Source organism: Pseudomonas helmanticensis, from assembly GCF_900182985.1.
Lineage (GTDB): Bacteria > Pseudomonadota > Gammaproteobacteria > Pseudomonadales > Pseudomonadaceae > Aquipseudomonas > Aquipseudomonas helmanticensis.
On record NZ_FXUY01000002.1, the window covers coordinates 1,333,120 to 1,351,070 of the forward strand.

Sequence of the window (17,951 nt, forward strand, 5' to 3'; positions counted from 1 at the left end):
TCGTTCTACCTCAGCTTCAGGGTGGCAAGGCCGATCAGCACGAGAATCACGGTGATGATCCAGAAACGGACGATCACGCGCGGCTCGGGCCAGCCCTTGAGTTCAAAGTGGTGGTGGATCGGTGCCATGCGGAACACACGGCGACCGGTCAGCTTAAAGGACGCAACCTGAATGACGACTGACAGGGTTTCCATCACGAACACGCCGCCCATGATGAACAGGACGATTTCCTGACGGACGATCACGGCGATGGTGCCCAGTGCCGCGCCAAGTGCCAGGGCACCGACGTCGCCCATGAACACTTGCGCCGGATAGGTGTTGAACCAGAGGAAGCCGAGGCCGGCACCGATCAGCGCACCGCAGAACACAATCAGTTCACCCGCGCCCGGCACATAAGGGATCAACAGGTATTCAGCGAATTTCACGTTACCCGACAGGTAGCAGAAGATGCCGAGGCCACCGCCGACCATCACGGTTGGCATGATCGCCAGACCGTCGAGGCCGTCAGTCAGGTTGACCGCGTTGCTCGAACCGACGATCACGAAGTAAGTCAGCACGATGAAGCCCAGGCCCAGCGGAATGCTGTAGTCCTTGAGCATCGGCAGGATCAGCGTGGTTTCCACCGGCGTGGAAGCGGTCATATAAAGGAAGATCGCTGCGCCGAGGCCGAACACCGACTGCCAGAAATACTTCCAGCGGCTCGGCAGGCCACGCGAATTTTTCTCGATGACTTTGCGGTAATCGTCGACCCAGCCGATGGCGCCGAACAGCAAGGTCACCAGCAGAACAGTCCAGACGTAGCGGTTGCTCAGGTCAGCCCAGAGCAACGTGCTGACGCCGATCGAAGACAGAATCAGCGCGCCGCCCATGGTCGGTGTACCCGACTTGGACAAGTGCGATTGCGGGCCGTCGTTACGAACGGATTGACCGATCTGACGGTTCTGCAGGGTGCGGATCATCCACGGGCCATAGCACAGCGACAAAACCAGCGCGGTCAGCACACCAAGGATCCCGCGCAGGGTCAGGTACTGAAAGACCGCGAAGCCTTTGTAGAACTGTTGCAGATACTCCGCTAGCAGCAGCAGCATTAATGTTTCTCCAGACTGGACCCGCACAGAGCCGCAACGATGTTTTCCATCGCTGCACTGCGCGAACCCTTGATCAAAATGGTGGTGTTTGTGTCCTGCTCGGCGTCGAGGGCCTGGATCAGCTCGGCTTGCGTGCCGAAGTGATGCGCCTGTTCACCGAATGCGTTGACGGCGTGAACCATGTTCGGCCCGACAGCGTAAAGTGCGGATACCTTGCCCCGGGCGTACTCGCCCACGTCGCGGTGCCCCTGCTCCGCCCAATCGCCCAACTCGCCGATATCTCCGAGCACCAGGACGGTGCGGCCGGAAAAGCCGGCGAGTATATCAACGGCCGCGCACATTGAGGTGGGGTTTGCGTTGTAAGTGTCATCGATCACACGCATGCCGTTTTTCGCCAGTTGCGCGACAGTGCGACCTTTGACCGGTTGCACGGAGCCAAGTCCGGTGGCGATGCCGAACAACGACACGCCCAAGGCGTGAGCGGCAGCAGCGGCAGCCATGGAATTGGCGACGTTGTGGGTGCCGAGCAGGTTCAGTTGAACGCGCTCGACACCTTCAGGTGTGTGCAGATTGAAAGCCGGGCAGCCGCGGGCATCGGTGGTCAGGTCGCTGGCGTAGAAATCCGCGTGCGTGTTGCTCAGGGCAAAAGTCAGCACCTTGCGAGCGCCGGCACGGGTCTTCCAGATACCGAAAGCCTTGTCATCGAGGTTGAGCACGGCAACACCATCAGCCGCCAGTCCGTCGATGATTTCGCCTTTGGCTTCGACGATTTTTTCCGGCCCGCCAAACTCACCGACGTGCGCGGTGCCGGCATTGTTCAGGATCGCCACGTGCGGCTTGGTCAGGCCAACGGTGTAAGCGATTTCGCCCAGACGCGAAGCACCCAGTTCGATGACCGCCGAAGTGTGTTCCGGGGCCAGTTCGAGCAGGGTCAGCGGTGCGCCGAGGTCGTTGTTCAGATTGCCACGGGTCGCCAGCACAGGGCCGCGCGTGCGCAGGATGCTCGCGAGCATTTCCTTCACGGTGGTCTTGCCGCTGGAACCGGTGATCGCTGCAACTGGCTGAGTGAACGCGGCGCGGTTCAGCGCGCCCAACTGACCGAGGGCCTGACGGGTGTCCTTGACCAGCAGTTGCGGCAGCGTGCTGTCGGCGACTTCGCGCTCGACCAGCGCAGCCACCGCGCCTTTGGCGGCGACGTCGTTCAAATAGTCATGACCGTCGAAACGCGGACCGGTCAGGGCGATAAACAGTTGCCCAGGCTGGATCGCACGGCTGTCGATGCTGACGCCGTTGAAACTGGCATCGGCAGCGATCAAGCGAGCATCGAGCGCGTTGGTCAGTTCGCTGAGTTTCAGCGCCTTAAGCATGGGCCACCTCCCAAGCGGTCAGGGCGTGATCAGCCTCGACCAGATCGGAGAAGGCATGGCGCTCGCCGTTGATTTCCTGATAGTCCTCGTGACCTTTACCGGCCAGAACAACCACGTCATCGGCGGACGCGCCGGCAATCAGTTGTGCAATCGCCTGGCCACGGCCGGCGACGAAGGTGACTTTATCCACAGCAGTGAATCCGGCGCGGATGTCTTCGAAAATCACCGCTGGATCTTCAGTACGCGGATTGTCGTCGGTGACCACGACCTGATCGGCCAGACGCTCGACCACTTCGGCCATCAACGGACGCTTGCCGCGATCACGATCGCCGCCGCAGCCGAACAGGCACAGCAATTGACCTTTGACGTGCGGGCGCAACGCGGTCAGGACTTTTTCCAGCGCATCCGGGGTGTGCGCGTAATCGACCACCACCAACGGCTGAGTGCCACCGCCAAGACGCTGCATGCGCCCGGCCGGGCCTTCGAGTTTCGGCAGTACCTTGAGAATTTCGTCGAGCGCGTAATCCAGACCGAGCAAGGCGCCGACTGCCGCCAGAACGTTGCTCAGGTTAAAGCGACCGAGCAGCGTGCTGCGCAGATGATGTTCACCCTGCGGCGTCACCAGTGTGGCGCGCACACCGTGGTCGTCGAACTGCGCTTCGCGACAATACAGATACGCGCTGCTGTCGAGCAGACTGTAAGTAATCAGGCGCGACTCACGTTTTTCAGCGGCCAGTTGCCGGCCGAAATCGTCGTCGAGGTTGACCACGCGGCACTTCAGATCATTCCAGGCGAACAGCTTGGCCTTGGCCTCGGCGTACGCCTCCATGGTGCCGTGATAATCCAGATGATCGCGGGACAGGTTGGTCATCACCGACACATCGAACGCCAGCGCGGTCACGCGGCCCTGATCCAGGCCATGAGACGAGACTTCCATGGCCACGGCTTTGGCGCCGGCCTTTTTCAGGTCGCCCAAAGTCGCTTGCACGGCGATCGGATTCGGCGTGGTGTGCAGACCGCTTTCCAGTGCGCCATAGAAGCCGGAACCGAGGGTGCCGACGATGCCGCAGTGCTGGCCGAGCAGATCCAGTGCCTGCGCGACCAATTGGGTCACGCTGGTCTTGCCGTTGGTGCCGGTTACGCCGATCAGGTTCAGGTGATGGCTCGGCTCGCCGTAAAAGCGCCCGGCGATGTCCGACAGCTGTGCCGCTAGACCTTTGACCGGAATCAGCGGCACGTCGGTGATCGGCAGCACGGTGGCGCCTTCCACCTCATAAGCTACAGCCGCCGCACCGCGTTGCAGTGCGTCGGCAATGTGCGCACGACCATCGAATTTGCCGCCAGGCACGGCGAGAAACAAATCGCCTGCGCGCACATTGCGGCTGTCCAGCGCCAATTCACGGATCAACAGATCGTGGCCGGCGTGGGGGAATATCTTGTTCAGACTTAATGACATCAGCCGCGCCCTCCATTGGCTTTCAGCGGAATGACCGGGGTGGCGTTGGCTTGTTGCGTCGTCGGCAGGTTGTCCGGGGTCACGTTCATCAGGCGCAAGGTGCCGGACATCACACGGCTGAACACTGGCGCGGAAACCAGACCACCGAAGTAACCGGCCTTGGACGGTTCATCGATCACCACAACAATCGCGTAACGCGGATCGCTCATCGGGCCGAAACCGGCGAACAACGAGCGGTAAGAGTTTTCTGCGTAGCCTTTGGTCCCGACCGAAGTCTTGCGCGCAGTACCCGACTTGCCGGCCACGTGATACGCCGGCACCTGCGCACGGAATACCCCGCGCGGCGCCTCGATCACTTGGGTGAGCATGCCTTGCATGGTTTTCGCCACGGCTTCCGGCAATACCTGAGTGGTCTGCGGCGGCTTGTCGGTTTTGATCAGGGTCAGCGGCGCGAGACGACCGTTGTTGGCCAGTGCCGAGAACGCGTGCACCAACTGAATCGCGGTCACGGAAATACCGTAGCCGTAAGACAGGGTCGCGGTTTCAGCCTTGCGCCACTCACGGTAGTTCGGCAGGTTGCCGACGCGCTCGCCCGGGAAGCCGAGGCCGGTGTCCTGGCCGAGGCCGACTTTCTGTGCCAAGCGGTAAATGGTTTCGCCGCCGATATCGAACGCGACCTTACTCATGCCGACGTTACTGGAATTGATCAGAATCCCGGTCATGTCCAGCACCGGGCCTTCGGTCCTTGAAACGTCCTTGATGGTGTACTTGCCAATCTGCAAGGTACCCGGGTACACCTCGACGGTGTCCGTCGGTTTCCAGCGACCGGACTCGATCGCGGCGCTCATCGAGATGGCTTTCATGGTCGAACCTGGTTCGAACACGTCGATCATTGCGCGGTTACGCATCATCGCCGGTTGCAGGTTGCGACGGTTGTTCGGGTTATAGGTCGGCTGGTTGACCATGGCGAGAATCTCGCCGGTCTTGACGTCCATGATCACCAGACTGCCGGCCTTGGCGCCGTTCTCGATGATCGCGTTGCGCAGCTCACGGTTGGCCAGGTATTGCAGACGCAGGTCAATGGACAACGCCAAGGGCTTGCCGGCCTTGGCGTTTTTGGTGACCTGGACATCCTTGATCAGCCGACCGCGCCGATCCTTGATGACCTGCCGCTTGCCGGGCACACCGGCGAGCCATTCGTCATAGGCGAGTTCGACACCTTCGCGACCGTGGTCATCGATGTCGGTAAAACCGACCATGTGCGCGGTGACTTCACCGGCCGGGTAGAACCGGCGGAATTCTTCGATGCCGTAGACGCCCGGCACTTTCAGGTCGAGCACAGCCTGGCCCTGCTCGGGAGTCAGCCCGCGCACCAGGTAAATGAATTCCTTGTTGGCCTGGGCTTCGAGGCGTTCGGTCAGGGCTTTCGGGTCCTGCCCCAGCGCGGCAGCGAGTGCCGGCCATTTCTCTTTCGCCGTCTGCATTTCCTTGGCGTTGGCCCACAGCGTGGTGACCGGAGTACTCACGGCCAAAGGCTCGCCGTTACGGTCAGTGATCAGACCACGGTGAGCAGGAATCGGAATGTGCCGCAGACTGCGCGCGTCACCCTGACCTTTGAGGAAGTCACGGTCAACCACTTGCAGGTCGATGATGCGCCAGCAGATCGCCGCGACCATCACGCCGAGCAGCCCGACCATCACGCGGAAACGCCATGGGAACAGTGCGCCTTCGAGTTTCATCATGGCGCCACCATCTTCACGTCAGCCGCGCCCGGAATGTGCATTTTCAGTTGTTCGGTGGCCAGCACTTCGATACGGCTGTGCGCGGTCCAGGTGCTTTGCTCGAGAATCAGCCGCCCCCACTCGGCCTGCGCTTTGTCGCGCACGCTGAGTTCGTTGTAGAGGGTGTTGAGCAACTGCCGGTTCCAGTGCGCGCTGTACGACACGGCGATGGCCGACACGAGCACGCCGATAAACAGCAGCAACATCAGAAAGCTGCCGCCGGGCAGTGGCTTGGCGAAAAGCTTGCTCACCGCAGCTTCTCCGCGACGCGCATGACGGCGCTACGGGAACGTGGGTTGGCTTTGAGTTCGGCGTCGGAGGCCGTCTGCGCTTTGCCATGGACTTTGATTTTCGGTTCGAACGCAACGTGGCGAACCGGCAGGTTGCGCGGCAGGTTGTCGGCTTCGCCTTTCACCAGCTTGCGCATGAACAGTTTGACGATGCGATCTTCCAGCGAATGGAAGCTGATCACCACCAGACGGCCGCCAATTTCCAGAGCATCCAGCGCCGCTTCGAGGCCGGCTTCCAGATCACCCAGTTCGTTGTTGACGTGAATGCGCAAACCCTGGAATGCACGGGTGGCCGGGTTCTTGCCCTTTTCCCACGCCGGGTTGGCAACTTTCAACACTTCGGCCAGATCGGCGGTGCGCTCGAACGGCTTGATGTCACGACGTTCGGCCACAGCACGGGCCATGCGCCCGGAGAAACGTTCTTCGCCGTATTCCTTGAACACCCGGGCGATTTCCTCAGCCGGCGCAGTGTTGACGAATTCGGCGGCGCTGATGCCACGGGACGGGTCCATGCGCATGTCCAGCGGGCCGTCGTTGAGGAAACTGAAGCCGCGCTCAGCGTCGTCGAGCTGCGGCGAAGACACGCCGAGGTCGAGCAGAATACCGCTGACCTTGCCGCTCAGACCTTGCTCGGCAACCACCGAACCGAGTTCGGCAAAGCTGCGCTGCACAACGACAAAGCGGCCGTCTTCGGCCGCTAGCGTTTGCCCGGTGGCAATCGCTTGTGGATCTTTGTCGAACCCGATGAGCCGACCGTCCGTGCCGAGCTGGCTGAGGATCAACCGGCTGTGTCCGCCGCGCCCGAACGTACCGTCCAGATAGCAGCCATCAGGACGTACGGCGAGAGCCTCGACGGCTTCGTCAAGCAGTACGGTGATGTGGTTAAAGCCGCTATCAATAGTCACAGGATCAAATCACGCAGTTCATCAGGCATCGCGCCCGGTTGTTGAATGGCAGCAAGGTCGGCGGCAGATACCGCGTTCCATGCATCCTCGTCCCACAATTGGAACTTGTTCAGTTGGCCCACCAGCATCGCGCGCTTATCGAGCTTGGCGTATTCGCGCAAACGCGGTGGAACCAGAAAACGGCCACTGCCATCGAGCTCGAGGTCGACGGCGTTGCCGATCAATAAACGCTGCAGGCGACGGTTCTCTTCGCGAAGCGAAGGGAGTGCGCGCAACTTGGTTTCAATAATTTCCCACTCGTCGAGCGGATAGACGCACAGACATGGATCAACGGCATCAATGGTGACGATCAATTGGCCGGAACTACGCGAATCGAGCTCGTCACGGTACCGGCTCGGCATAGCGAGACGGCCCTTTGCATCGAGACTGATAGCGTTAGCTCCGCGAAACACGTCTGCGTTTCTCCAATTTTTATCGTTTTGAGCTCAAAAAACCCACTTCATGCCACTTTCCGCCACTTGCGCACACTATAGGAATGCGCCCACCACACCGTCAAGGCGCGGATTAAAGGAAAACCCTTACAGAACGGAGATTTAGGAGCTTAAAAGGAGGAGTAACGACAATCTGGCGCGGAGTTTCGACCCATAACTTGATGCAGCACTGATAGCTGCGCTCGAAAGTTAAAGTAATTTGTTAAGAGTAAGATTTTTTCGGTATTACAAAAGCGCTTCTGCTGTTGATTGAAGCAAGGTGGGAAATGGCTATTACTGCGTTTGCCGCTGCCGAACTTTCAGACCAGGCCTGCTGATATTACACAGCCCTGTCGTCTTTGATTCAAGCAGGGAAAGAAAAAGGTGGAGAGTCGATCTGTAAGCCGGGTTCTGTCTTGAACAGTCATTCGTCTACGATGGCCATCACTGGACATCTTTAGCAACCTACCCGGTCCCAGCGCGGGCCACGCCTTGGGACCCTATTTGGTCTTGCTCCAAGTGGGGTTTACCTAGCCACGAACTGTTGCCAGACGTGCGGTGCGCTCTTACCGCACCTTTTCACCCTTACCGGCGCCGAAGCGCTTAGGCGGTTATTTTCTGTGGCACTTTCCGTAGGCTCACGCCTCCCAGGCATTACCTGGCACTTCGCCCTATGGAGCCCGGACTTTCCTCCCCCCCCTAATTTTCATAGAGGGCAGCGACTGTCCGATCGACTCTCCGCCGCGAAGGTTAACGGCAGAGCGCCTGAAGAACAAGCGCTAAAAGCCTCAAGACCGCTATGGGCGACGGCTTACACGCCTTTCTGTTTATCCAGCGCGACCTGATACAGCACGTTTTTGCGCTCACCGGTGATCTGCGCTGCCAGCGCGGCAGCACGCTTGAGCGGCATTTCTTCGAGCAACAGATCGAGGATGCGCATCGCTTCGCTGCTGACCGCGTCTTCGGACTCCGGCGGCGTCCAGCCTGCCACCAACACCACGCATTCGCCGCGCTGCTGATTACTGTCGGATTCAACGAATGCGCGCAATTCAGCCAGCGGCAAGCCCTTGAGTGTTTCGAACGTCTTGGTTATTTCACGGGCGAGCAATGCCTGACGCTCACCGCCAAACACTTCTTCCATATCCTGCAGGCATTCAAGGATGCGGTGCGGAGCCTCATAGAAAATCAACGTACGCGGCTCTTCTTTAACAGCTTCGAGACGCGCCTTGCGCCCGACCGATTTGGCCGGCAGGAAACCTTCGAAGATAAAACGATCGGACGGCAGCCCCGCCGCCGACAGCGCAGCAATCAATGCACAGGCGCCCGGCACCGGCACGACACTGATGCCGGCAGCACGGGCCTGACGCACCAGGTGATAACCCGGATCGGAAATCAGCGGCGTGCCGGCGTCGGAAATCAGCGCAACGTTGTCGCCCGCCAGCAAACGGGTGATAAAGCGACTACCTTCATCTCGTTCGTTGTGCTCGTGACAGGCAGCCAGCGGCGTGGCAATCCCGAAGTGCTGCATCAGACGCGCCGAATGACGCGTATCTTCGGCAGCGATCAAGGCCACTTCGCGGAGGATCTTCAGAGCCCGGGCGCTGATGTCGTCCAGGTTGCCGATGGGCGTCGCCACCACATAAAGCGAGCCAGCAGCGGAATTCAAAGGACCTGGAGCAGTCAAAGCGCACACCTCATGTTCGGTAAAAGCCGCCATTGTAGCGCGTCACGAGGCTTGCGATGCGCTCTGCCCGCCTGCGGTTTTGCGTGCAGTTGTGCGCCGCTGCAACATTTACTCCAGCTAAATTGTCCGTTTCACGCCACTAACATCGCGCCCCGGCCAGTGCTTGGGTACAATTCGACGCTAATTTGATCGAGTATCAGGAACACTTACATGATCGCTTGCCTGCGGCTGTTCACTGCCCTCTGCCTCGCTGCCTTGTTGGCGGCTTGCGCCAGCTCCCCTTCCTCCAGCCTTGGCGAACTTCCACGGACCCCGGATGCCAGCATCGAGCAACTGCTCGAACAGGCTACCCAGGCGAAAACCCCGGAAAAAGCCGCCCTGTTGCGCTTGAGCGCGGCGGACCTGGCCTATCGCCAAGGCAATGCCGGACAGTCCGCGCAGATCCTGCAACAAGTGCCGATGGAGCAACTGAAGCCAGGCCAGCAGATCTTCGCCAGCACACTGAACGCTGAGCTGGCGATGACCCGCAATCAGCCGAAAGCCGCGCTGACTGCCCTGAGTCATCCAAGCCTGCAACACTTGGGCGAAATGCCTGAAGAGCAGCAAGTGCGTACCGGCACCGTACATGCCCGCGCCCTTGAAGCCGATGGCCAGACACTGGCTGCCGCCCGCGAGCGCGTCTTCATCGCACCGATGTTGCAAGGCGAAGCCGCGAGCAAGAACCACGAAGCGATCTGGACCCTGATCGGCTCGCTGCCAACCGACCAATTGCAACCGAACACCAGCGACGACCTCGGCGGCTGGATGGGCTTGGCGCTGGCGGTGAAATCCGCTGGCACTCTGGAACAACAGCAAGCTGCGATCGATACCTGGCGTGCACAGAATCCAAAACACCCGGCCGCAATCAACCTGCCGCTGCCGCTGACCAAACTCAAGGAGCTGGCCAGCCAGCCGCTGAGCAAGATCGCCCTGCTGCTGCCGCAAGACGGCCCGCTGGCCGCTGTCGGCAAAGCTCTGCGTGAAGGCTTCATGGCTGCGCACTACCAGGCTCAACAGGCCGGACAAAAGCCGCCGGCCATCGAGTTCTACGACAGCTCGAAACTGACCTCGATGGACGAGTTCTACCGCAAGGCTCAGGCGGACGGTGTGCAACTGGTCGTTGGCCCACTGGAAAAACCACTGGTCAAACAACTGAGCACTCGTCCGCAACTGCCGATCACCACCCTTGCGCTGAACTACAGCGAAGGCGATCAAGGCCCGGCGCAGCTGTTCCAGTTTGGTCTGGCTGCCGAAGACGAAGCCCGCGAAGTTTCCCGCCGCGCTCGCGCTGACGGCCTGCATCGTGCCGCAATCATGGTGCCGAAAGGCGAATGGGGCGACCGCGTACTGCGCGCTTTCAGCCAGGACTGGCAGGCCAACGGCGGCAGCATCGTTGCCACCGAACGTGTCGATCAGCCAGTGCAACTGGCCCAGCAGATCGCCGACATGTTCCAGCTGCGCCAGAGCGAAGCCCGCGCCAAAAGCCTGCAGAATGCCGCCGGCACCAACGTCGCCGCCCAGCCTTCGCGTCGCCAGGACATTGAGTTCATCTTCCTTGCCGCCACGCCACAACAGGCGCAGCAGATCAAGCCGACCCTGAACTTCCAGTACGCCGGCGACGTTCCGGTTTACGCGACCTCGCACGTTTACAGCGCCAGTGGCGACGTGAACCAGTACAACGACATGAACGGCATTCGCTTCTGCGAAACCCCGTGGCTGCTGGACAACAGCGATCCACTGCGTCAGCAAGTGGTTGCGCAGTGGCCACAAGCCGCCGGCAGCCTCGGTCGCTTGTACGCAATGGGTGTCGATGCCTATCGCCTGGCGCCGCGCCTGGGCCAACTCAAAGCCCTGCCGGACAGCCGCATTGATGGTGAGTCGGGCAGCCTCGGCATGACCCAGACCCAACGTGTTGTGCGTCAGCTGCCTTGGGCGCAGTTCGTCAGCGGTCAGGTTCAACGCCTGCCGGACACCCCGCGCTGATGCCTGACAGGTCAAGCTCGCAAAGCGGCAAGGATGCCGAGCGCCAGGCGCTCGAACATCTGCAAAACCACGGATTGCAGTTGCTTGCACAGAACTGGTTATGCAAACGCGGCGAGCTTGATCTGGTCATGCTTGATGGCGATACAGTAGTATTCGTTGAAGTTCGCTACAGAAAAAACACCCAATGGGGTGGCGCGCTCGCTAGCATCGATGGGCGCAAGCAGCAGAAACTGATTTTCGCTGCGCAGTATTTTCTTCAGCGCGAGTCGCGTTGGGCCAATTCCCCCTGCCGCTTCGATGTGGTGGCAATCGACAGCCACCCGAATCAGCTGAACTGGTTGCAGAATGCGTTTGACTGCTGATCTGCCTCCGCCCCGGACATTTTCACCCGACAACTTTTGCTCTTTGCTTTGCGGGCTGCACATTCACGTGCCGAACAGCCGCGCCACTTAAGGTCACACAGATGGACATGCAATCCCGAATTCGCCAGCTTTTCCAGGCCAGTATCGACACCAAGCAACAGGCGATGGACGTACTTGCACCGCACATCGAGCAAGCCAGCCAGATCATGGTCAACGCCCTGCTCAACGAGGGCAAAATGCTTTCGTGCGGCAATGGCGGCTCGGCCGGCGATGCCCAGCACTTCTCTTCCGAGCTGCTCAACCGTTTTGAGCGCGAGCGCCCGAGCCTGCCGGCCATCGCCCTGACCACCGACACGTCGACGATCACCTCGATCGCCAACGACTACAGCTACAACGAAGTGTTCTCCAAACAGATCCGCGCACTCGGCCAACCGGGCGATGTCTTGCTGGCGATCTCGACCAGCGGCAACTCGGCGAACATTATTCAAGCGATCCAGGCCGCACATGATCGCGAAATGATTGTCGTAGCTTTGACCGGACGCGATGGCGGCGGCATGGCGTCGCTGCTGTTGCCCGAGGACGTCGAGATTCGCGTACCGGCCAATGTCACTGCACGTATTCAAGAAGTCCACTTGCTGGCGATCCATTGCCTTTGCGATCTGATCGACAGCCAACTGTTCGGGAGTGAAGAATGACCCCTAATCGCCTTGGCCTTCTGGCCTTGACCCTGTGCCTCGGCATCAGCGGCTGCACCTCGGTGGTGAACGCCAGCCGTGAAGCACCGATCGACGACGACCGTGGCACGCGCACCTTCGGCAGCAAGATCGACGATTCGCTGATCGAAACCAAAGTGGGTGTGAACGTGGCTAAGGCCGACCCGGCTCTGGACAACGATTCGCACATCGTCGTCACCAGCTTCAACGGCGTCGTGCTACTGGCCGGTCAAACGCCGCGCGCAGACTTGAAAGCGAAGGCTGAGCAGGCGGCAGCCGCCGTTCAACGGGTAAAAACCGTGCATAACGAACTGCAGGTCATACCGCCGTCCGGCTTCCTGGCGCGCCAGAATGACACCTGGCTGACCTCCAAGATCAAGACGCAGATGCTCACTGACGCCAGCATTCCCGGCTCGCGCATCAAGGTGGTGACCGAGAACGGTATCGTTTATTTGCTGGGCCTGCTGACCAAACAGGAAGCCACTCAGGCAACCAATCTGGTGCAGGGTGTTTCCGGCGTACAGAAGATCGTCAAACTCTTCGAATACATCGACTGATACACATCTCCGTGTAGGAGCTGCCGAAGGCTCGGGCCGCGATGGACGATCTTTTGATCGTGATCTTTTTAAAGCAAGATCAAAAGATCGCAGCCTTCGGCAGCTCCTACAGTTTTGAGATGTGTATGAAATTTTGAGATATGTATGCAGTTTTGAGATGTGTATGCATTTTTGAGACGCGCATGAAAAAGGCGATCCATCTGGATCGCCTTTTTTTATTTCACCACTTTCAGGCTTGGCCGGCCGCTTGGACGCGGTGGCTCACTGTCCGGTGGTGGCAAGTCGTCATCCGACTCGATGTCGTCTTCGTCACCCATTGGCGACTCGAGATCGAACACCATGCCCTGACCGTTCTCCCGGGCGTAGATCCCGAGAATAGCACTGATCGGCACGTACAAGCTGTGCGGAACACCACCGAAGCGACCTTCGAAGGTCACCACGTCGTTGTCCATGTGCAGATGACGCACGGCGCTCGGCGAGATGTTCAGGACAATCTGCCCGTCACTGGCGAAACCCTGTGGCACTTGCACCGCCGGGAATTCGGAATTGACCAGCATGTGCGGGGTGCAATCGTTATCAACAATCCACTCGTAGAGCGCGCGGACCAGATAAGGTCGACTGGAGTTCATAGCGGCTCCTTAAGCCTTAGCGCATATCGCGTTCGACACCAGACAGACTCGCCTGGAAAGCCTCACGCGCAAACGAGCGCTCCATATAATCAAGCAGCGGCTTGGCTGGCCGCGGCAGTTCAATACCCAGAATCGGCAAACGCCAGAGTATTGGCAATAGGCAGCAATCCACCAGACTTTGTTCCTCACTGAGGAAAAATGGCTTGTCGGCAAACAGCGGCGACACGCCCGTCAGGCTTTCACGCAATTCCTTGCGCGCCACGACTCGCGCGGCCTCTTTGCTTTTCGGATCCAGGATCAGATCCACCAGACCACACCAGTCACGCTGAATACGGTGAATCAGCAGACGGCTGTTGGCACGCGCCACCGGATAAACCGGCAGCAATGGCGGGTGCGGGTAACGCTCATCCAGATATTCCATCACCACGGTCGACTCCCACAACGCCAGGTCACGATCGACCAGCGTAGGCAGACTTCCGTAAGGGTTCACCTCAATCAGTTTAGGCGGCTGGCGACCAGCCTCCACATAAATGATTTCGGCGCTGACACCCTTCTCTGCAAGCACGATGCGCACTCGGTGGGAATAGTGGTCGGCGGGGTCGGAGTAACAGGCCAACCGATTGGTCACGCCCATGGCGATCCTCCTCGCTTGTTGAATTTGTCGGAACCGGAAAAACGCGCGCGCCCAGAGGGCGCCTCCCGCAGCACCTGGCGAACCAGACGCTACGTTATTGGAGGCGCCCTTGGGCGCGCGCGATTAACAGCAATGCTTGAAGCGTATCAGTGCACGTCTTTCCAGTATTCACGCTTGAGCAGGTAGGCGAACACAAAGAAGAACGCCAGGTACAGCAAGACATAAGTACCGATGCGCTGATGTTGCAGCTTAACCGGGTTAGCCGAGTAAGCCAGGAAGGTTACCAGATTCTTGACCTTCTCATCGAACTGCTCTGCATTCAGAGTACCGGTCTTCGGCACGATGGTCAGCTGATCACACGCTTCATGCGTCAAAGGCGTACCGGTCAGCGGATCGTATTGCTTCTTGCCGTCCTCGACGATCTGCACCTGCTTGCAGCCGACGACCTGACGACCTTGCAGGCCGACCAGTACGTTAGGCATGCCGACGTTCGGGAAGACCTTGTTGTTCACCCCCCAAGGACGTGCCGGATCTTCGTAGAACGAGTGCAGGTAACCGTAGAGCCAGTCGGTACCACGAACGCGAGCCACCAGGGTCAGGTCCGGTGGCGCCGCGCCGAACCAGGTCTTGGCGTCGGCCGGCTGCATGCCGATGTTCATGTGATCGCCGATCTTCGCGCCGGTGAACACCAGTTTTTCCAGCATCATTTCGTGCGGGATACCGAAGTCATCGGCAACCCGCTCGTAACGCTGGAACTTGGCACTGTGGCAACCCATGCAATAGTTGGCAAAGGTCCGCGCGCCATCCTGCAGGGCAGCCTTGTCGGAGACGTCGATGTCGACTTTTTCCAGTTCCGGACCACCATGCTCGGCAGCGAAAGACAGGACAGGCAAAGCAGCAAAAATCAGAGCAAAAAATAACTTTTTCATCAGCCAGTCACCCTTTCCGGAACCGGTTTGGTCTTCTCGAGCCTGGTGTAGAACGGCATCAGAATGAAGTAGGCGAAGTACAGGAAGGTGCAGACCTGCGATACCAGAGTGCGCTCCGGCGTCGGGGCCAGTACGCCCAGAATGCCGAGGATCACGAACGAAATGCAGAACACCAGCAGCCAGATTTTGCTCATCCAGCCTTTATAGCGCATCGACTTGACCGGACTGCGATCCAGCCATGGCAGCACGAACAGCACCGCAATCGCCGCGCCCATGGCGATGACGCCCATGAGTTTGTCGGGGATCGCCCGCAGGATTGCGTAGAACGGCGTGAAGTACCAGACCGGCGCAATATGCTCTGGCGTCTTGAACGGGTTGGCTTGCTCGAAGTTTGGTTTTTCGAGGAAGTAGCCGCCCATTTCCGGAAAGAAGAACACAATAAAGCAGAAGATAAACAGGAACACTACGACACCGACAATGTCTTTCACGGTGTAGTACGGGTGGAAGGCAATGCCGTCCAGCGGGATGCCGTTTTCGTCTTTGTGCTTCTTGATGTCGACGCCGTCAGGGTTGTTCGAACCGACTTCGTGCAGCGCCAGAATGTGCAGCACCACCAGGCCGAGAATGACGATCGGCAGAGCGACGACGTGCAAGGCGAAGAAGCGGTTGAGGGTAATGCCCGAGATCAGGTAGTCACCACGGATCCACTGAGTCAGGTCGTTACCGATGACCGGTATCGCACCGAACAGCGAGATGATCACCTGGGCACCCCAGTAGGACATCTGACCCCATGGCAGCAGGTAACCCATGAAGGCTTCCGCCATCAGCGCCAGGTAAATCAGCATGCCGAAGACCCAGACCAGCTCGCGCGGTTTCTGGTACGAACCGTAGAGCAAGCCACGGAACATGTGCAGATAAACCACGATGAAGAACGCCGAGGCGCCGGTCGAGTGCAACAAACGCAGGATCGAGCCGTACTCGACGTCGCGCATGATGTATTCGACGGAAGCGAATGCCTCCTCTGCCGACGGCGTGTAGCTCATCGTCAGCCAGACACCGGTGACGATCTGGTTGACCAGCACCAGCAACGCCAGGGAGCCGAAAAAGTAGAAGAAGTTGAAGTTTTTTGGCGCGTAATACTTGCTGAGATGGTCTTCCCACATTTTGGTCGCGGGAAAGCGCGCATCAACCCAATCCATGAACTTGCTCATCACGCTTTCTCCGTATCGACGCCAATGACAATCAGGTCATCGGTCTCATAGGAATGCGGGGGAACTGGCAGGTTCAAAGGCGCAGGTTGCGACTTGTAGACGCGGCCAGCCAGATCGTAGTGGGAACCGTGGCAAGGGCAGAAATAACCGCCTACCCAGTCTTTACCCAGATCCGCAGGTGCCACTTCGGGACGGAAGGTCGGTGAGCAACCCAGGTGTGTGCAGATCCCGATCAGCAGCAGAATTTCCGGCTTGATCGAACGCACTTCAGGATCGACATAGGTGGGTTGCGTGGAGTTTTTGGAATCCGGATCGGAGAGCTGGCCCTCGATCTTTTTCAGATTATCCAGGATTTCCTTGGTACGGCGGACAATGAACACCGGCTGGCCGCGCCACTCAGCAATCATCTGCTGTCCTGGCTCGATCTTGCCGACATTCACTTTCACCGGTGCACCGGCGGCTTTCGCCTTGGCACTGGGAAACCATGACCCCACGAACGGGACCGCAGCCCCCACCGCTCCTGCAGCACCCACCACGGATGTGGCTGCTACCAAGAAGCGACGCCGGCCTGCATTCACGCCGTCATTGCTCATTCAGTCCTCTCCCATCAGCTTTGTGGCCTGTTAAATCAGGCATCTACTAAATAAATCAATGTTACTTATAAAAATTTTGCCGAATGGTAATGAAAAGCCCCAATTCTGACAAGGGAATTACCCGGAGCTCTCACCCTCAAGCCTTGCAGTATAGGGGGTCTACGAATGTGGCAAGTTGTCACAGCGCAATTCTTTTGATAAATCGCAGGCATAAAAAAACGCCCGCTTCCGTGAGGAATCGGGCGTTCTTTTTGAACGTGGAAGCGGAATTAACGCTTCGAGTACTGCGGACGCTTACGCGCTTTACGCAGACCAACTTTCTTACGTTCAACTTCACGGGCGTCGCGAGTAACGAAGCCAGCTTTGCGCAGAGCGCCACGCAGGGTTTCGTCGTAGTCCATCAGAGCGCGAGTGATGCCGTGGCGGATTGCGCCAGCTTGACCACTTACACCACCGCCGATCACGGTGACGTAGATGTCGAACTTCTCGACAGTCTCAGTCAGCTCCAGCGGCTGGCGAACTACCATGCGGGCAGTTTCGCGGCCGAAGAAGTTTTCCAGCGAACGGTTGTTGATGGAGATGTTACCAGTACCCGGACGCAGGAAAACGCGTGCGGTTGCGGTCTTGCGACGGCCAGTGCCGTAATTTTGAGTCGCCGACATAATGTACTATTCCGTTAAAACTTCAGTTCTTGGGGCTGCTGAGCAGTATGTGGGTGTGCAGCGCCCGCATAGACTTTCAGCTTACGGTACATGTCGCGACCCAGTGGGTTTTTAGGCAGCATGCCTTTAACCGCGGTCTCGATCACGCGCTCAGGGGCTTTAGCGATCAGCTTTTCAAAGTTGATCGACTTGATGCCGCCCGGGAAACCGGAGTGGGAGTAGTACATTTTGTCAGTGGTTTTAGCACCGGTAACACGAATCTGCTCAGCGTTGATTACGACGATGTAGTCGCCGGTGTCAACGTGAGGAGTGTACTCAGGCTTGTGCTTGCCACGCAGACGGCTCGCGATTTCGGTGGCCAGACGACCCAGGGTCTGACCAGCAGCGTCGACGACAAACCAGTCGCGCTTTACTGTTTCTGGTTTAGCAGTAAAAGTTTTCATTCTTTATAGCCTCAGGGGCCGCCCTGTAAATTAGACGGCGGATCTTACTGAATAGTGCGTACTTTGACAAGTCAAAGGCAGCCGGATACAGACGCTTTCGGGGGCTCGGGTCGGCGCGTCCGTTCAACGGCAAGATTCTTCGGCGGCGGCGCATC

19 protein-coding genes and 1 other RNA gene are annotated in these 17,951 nt (G+C 58.9%); 4 read left to right on the top strand and 16 right to left on the bottom strand.

Annotation, left to right across the window (positions count from 1 at the left end; genetic code table 11):
* Positions 1-5 precede the first annotated feature (5 nt).
* From mraY to rsmI, 9 genes are all read right to left on the bottom strand, one after another.
* Complete coding sequence (mraY, locus tag QOL84_RS28760; protein WP_007917000.1) at positions 6-1,088, bottom strand: phospho-N-acetylmuramoyl-pentapeptide-transferase; 1,083 nt, start codon at positions 1,086-1,088, stop codon at positions 6-8.
* A complete protein-coding gene (locus QOL84_RS28765; protein WP_283439406.1) occupies positions 1,088-2,455 on the bottom strand; it encodes a UDP-N-acetylmuramoyl-tripeptide--D-alanyl-D-alanine ligase in 1,368 nt (455 codons plus the stop codon). The genes mraY and QOL84_RS28765 overlap by 1 nt, the downstream gene beginning before the upstream one ends.
* Positions 2,448-3,911, bottom strand: coding sequence for a UDP-N-acetylmuramoyl-L-alanyl-D-glutamate--2,6-diaminopimelate ligase (locus QOL84_RS28770; RefSeq protein ID WP_283439407.1), 1,464 nt, complete (start codon positions 3,909-3,911; stop codon positions 2,448-2,450). The genes QOL84_RS28765 and QOL84_RS28770 overlap by 8 nt, the downstream gene beginning before the upstream one ends.
* Complete coding sequence (locus tag QOL84_RS28775) at positions 3,911-5,650, bottom strand: peptidoglycan D,D-transpeptidase FtsI family protein (protein ID WP_174823980.1); 1,740 nt, start codon at positions 5,648-5,650, stop codon at positions 3,911-3,913. Before QOL84_RS28775 ends, QOL84_RS28770 begins: the two co-directional genes overlap by 1 nt.
* Complete coding sequence (gene ftsL, locus QOL84_RS28780) at positions 5,650-5,943, bottom strand: cell division protein FtsL (RefSeq protein ID WP_007917008.1); 294 nt, start codon at positions 5,941-5,943, stop codon at positions 5,650-5,652. The genes QOL84_RS28775 and ftsL overlap by 1 nt, the downstream gene beginning before the upstream one ends.
* The gene (gene rsmH, locus QOL84_RS28785) at positions 5,940-6,887 is read right to left on the bottom strand and encodes a 16S rRNA (cytosine(1402)-N(4))-methyltransferase RsmH (RefSeq protein ID WP_008082779.1); all 948 of its coding nucleotides are present in this window, start codon (positions 6,885-6,887) and stop codon (positions 5,940-5,942) included. The genes ftsL and rsmH overlap by 4 nt, the downstream gene beginning before the upstream one ends.
* On the bottom strand, positions 6,884-7,339 hold the full coding sequence (mraZ, locus tag QOL84_RS28790; protein WP_007917012.1) for a division/cell wall cluster transcriptional repressor MraZ: 456 nt from the start codon (positions 7,337-7,339) through the stop codon (positions 6,884-6,886). The genes rsmH and mraZ overlap by 4 nt, the downstream gene beginning before the upstream one ends.
* Positions 7,340-7,741: 402 nt before the next feature.
* Positions 7,742-8,095, bottom strand: an RNA gene (gene rnpB / locus QOL84_RS28795) — RNase P RNA component class A.
* A 73-nt stretch (positions 8,096-8,168) separates the two neighbouring features.
* Positions 8,169-9,074 (bottom strand): 16S rRNA (cytidine(1402)-2'-O)-methyltransferase, encoded by a 906-nt coding sequence (gene rsmI / locus QOL84_RS28800; protein WP_283439408.1) that lies wholly within the window; start codon positions 9,072-9,074, stop codon positions 8,169-8,171.
* 177 nt (positions 9,075-9,251) lie between these two features.
* Between rsmI and QOL84_RS28805 the strand changes: the two genes are divergently transcribed.
* The 4 genes from QOL84_RS28805 (at position 9,252) to QOL84_RS28820 (ending at position 12,695) form a co-directional block, all read left to right on the top strand.
* Entirely contained in the window at positions 9,252-11,063 is a 1,812-nt protein-coding gene (locus QOL84_RS28805; RefSeq protein WP_064120491.1) for a penicillin-binding protein activator, read from the top strand.
* The gene (locus tag QOL84_RS28810; protein ID WP_129395439.1) at positions 11,063-11,425 is read left to right on the top strand and encodes a YraN family protein; all 363 of its coding nucleotides are present in this window, start codon (positions 11,063-11,065) and stop codon (positions 11,423-11,425) included. Before QOL84_RS28805 ends, QOL84_RS28810 begins: the two co-directional genes overlap by 1 nt.
* Before the next feature lie 101 nt (positions 11,426-11,526).
* Entirely contained in the window at positions 11,527-12,120 is a 594-nt protein-coding gene (locus tag QOL84_RS28815) for a phosphoheptose isomerase (protein WP_008082788.1), read from the top strand.
* Positions 12,117-12,695, top strand: a complete 579-nt coding sequence (locus QOL84_RS28820) for a BON domain-containing protein (protein ID WP_007917023.1) — start codon at positions 12,117-12,119, stop codon at positions 12,693-12,695. Before QOL84_RS28815 ends, QOL84_RS28820 begins: the two co-directional genes overlap by 4 nt.
* 215 nt (positions 12,696-12,910) lie before the next feature.
* On the opposite strand, the gene QOL84_RS28825 is transcribed toward QOL84_RS28820, so the two are convergent.
* The 7 genes from QOL84_RS28825 to rplM all read right to left on the bottom strand — a co-directional run bounded on the left by QOL84_RS28825 (position 12,911) and on the right by rplM (position 17,796).
* A complete protein-coding gene (locus QOL84_RS28825) occupies positions 12,911-13,324 on the bottom strand; it encodes a ClpXP protease specificity-enhancing factor (RefSeq protein ID WP_283439409.1) in 414 nt (137 codons plus the stop codon).
* 16 nt (positions 13,325-13,340) lie between these two features.
* Positions 13,341-13,958, bottom strand: coding sequence for a glutathione S-transferase N-terminal domain-containing protein (locus tag QOL84_RS28830; protein WP_047303097.1), 618 nt, complete (start codon positions 13,956-13,958; stop codon positions 13,341-13,343).
* 146 nt (positions 13,959-14,104) lie between these two features.
* A complete protein-coding gene (locus tag QOL84_RS28835) occupies positions 14,105-14,887 on the bottom strand; it encodes a cytochrome c1 (protein WP_129395441.1) in 783 nt (260 codons plus the stop codon).
* A complete protein-coding gene (locus QOL84_RS28840; RefSeq protein WP_129395442.1) occupies positions 14,887-16,098 on the bottom strand; it encodes a cytochrome b in 1,212 nt (403 codons plus the stop codon). Before QOL84_RS28840 ends, QOL84_RS28835 begins: the two co-directional genes overlap by 1 nt.
* Complete coding sequence (petA, locus tag QOL84_RS28845) at positions 16,098-16,691, bottom strand: ubiquinol-cytochrome c reductase iron-sulfur subunit (protein ID WP_129395443.1); 594 nt, start codon at positions 16,689-16,691, stop codon at positions 16,098-16,100. Before petA ends, QOL84_RS28840 begins: the two co-directional genes overlap by 1 nt.
* 269 nt (positions 16,692-16,960) lie before the next feature.
* Positions 16,961-17,353 carry a 30S ribosomal protein S9 gene (gene rpsI, locus QOL84_RS28850; RefSeq protein WP_008080273.1) on the bottom strand — a complete coding sequence of 131 codons (393 nt, stop codon included), beginning with the start codon at positions 17,351-17,353 and terminating at the stop codon, positions 16,961-16,963.
* 14 nt (positions 17,354-17,367) lie between these two features.
* Entirely contained in the window at positions 17,368-17,796 is a 429-nt protein-coding gene (gene rplM / locus QOL84_RS28855) for a 50S ribosomal protein L13 (protein ID WP_007917032.1), read from the bottom strand.
* Positions 17,797-17,951: the final 155 nt, after the last annotated feature.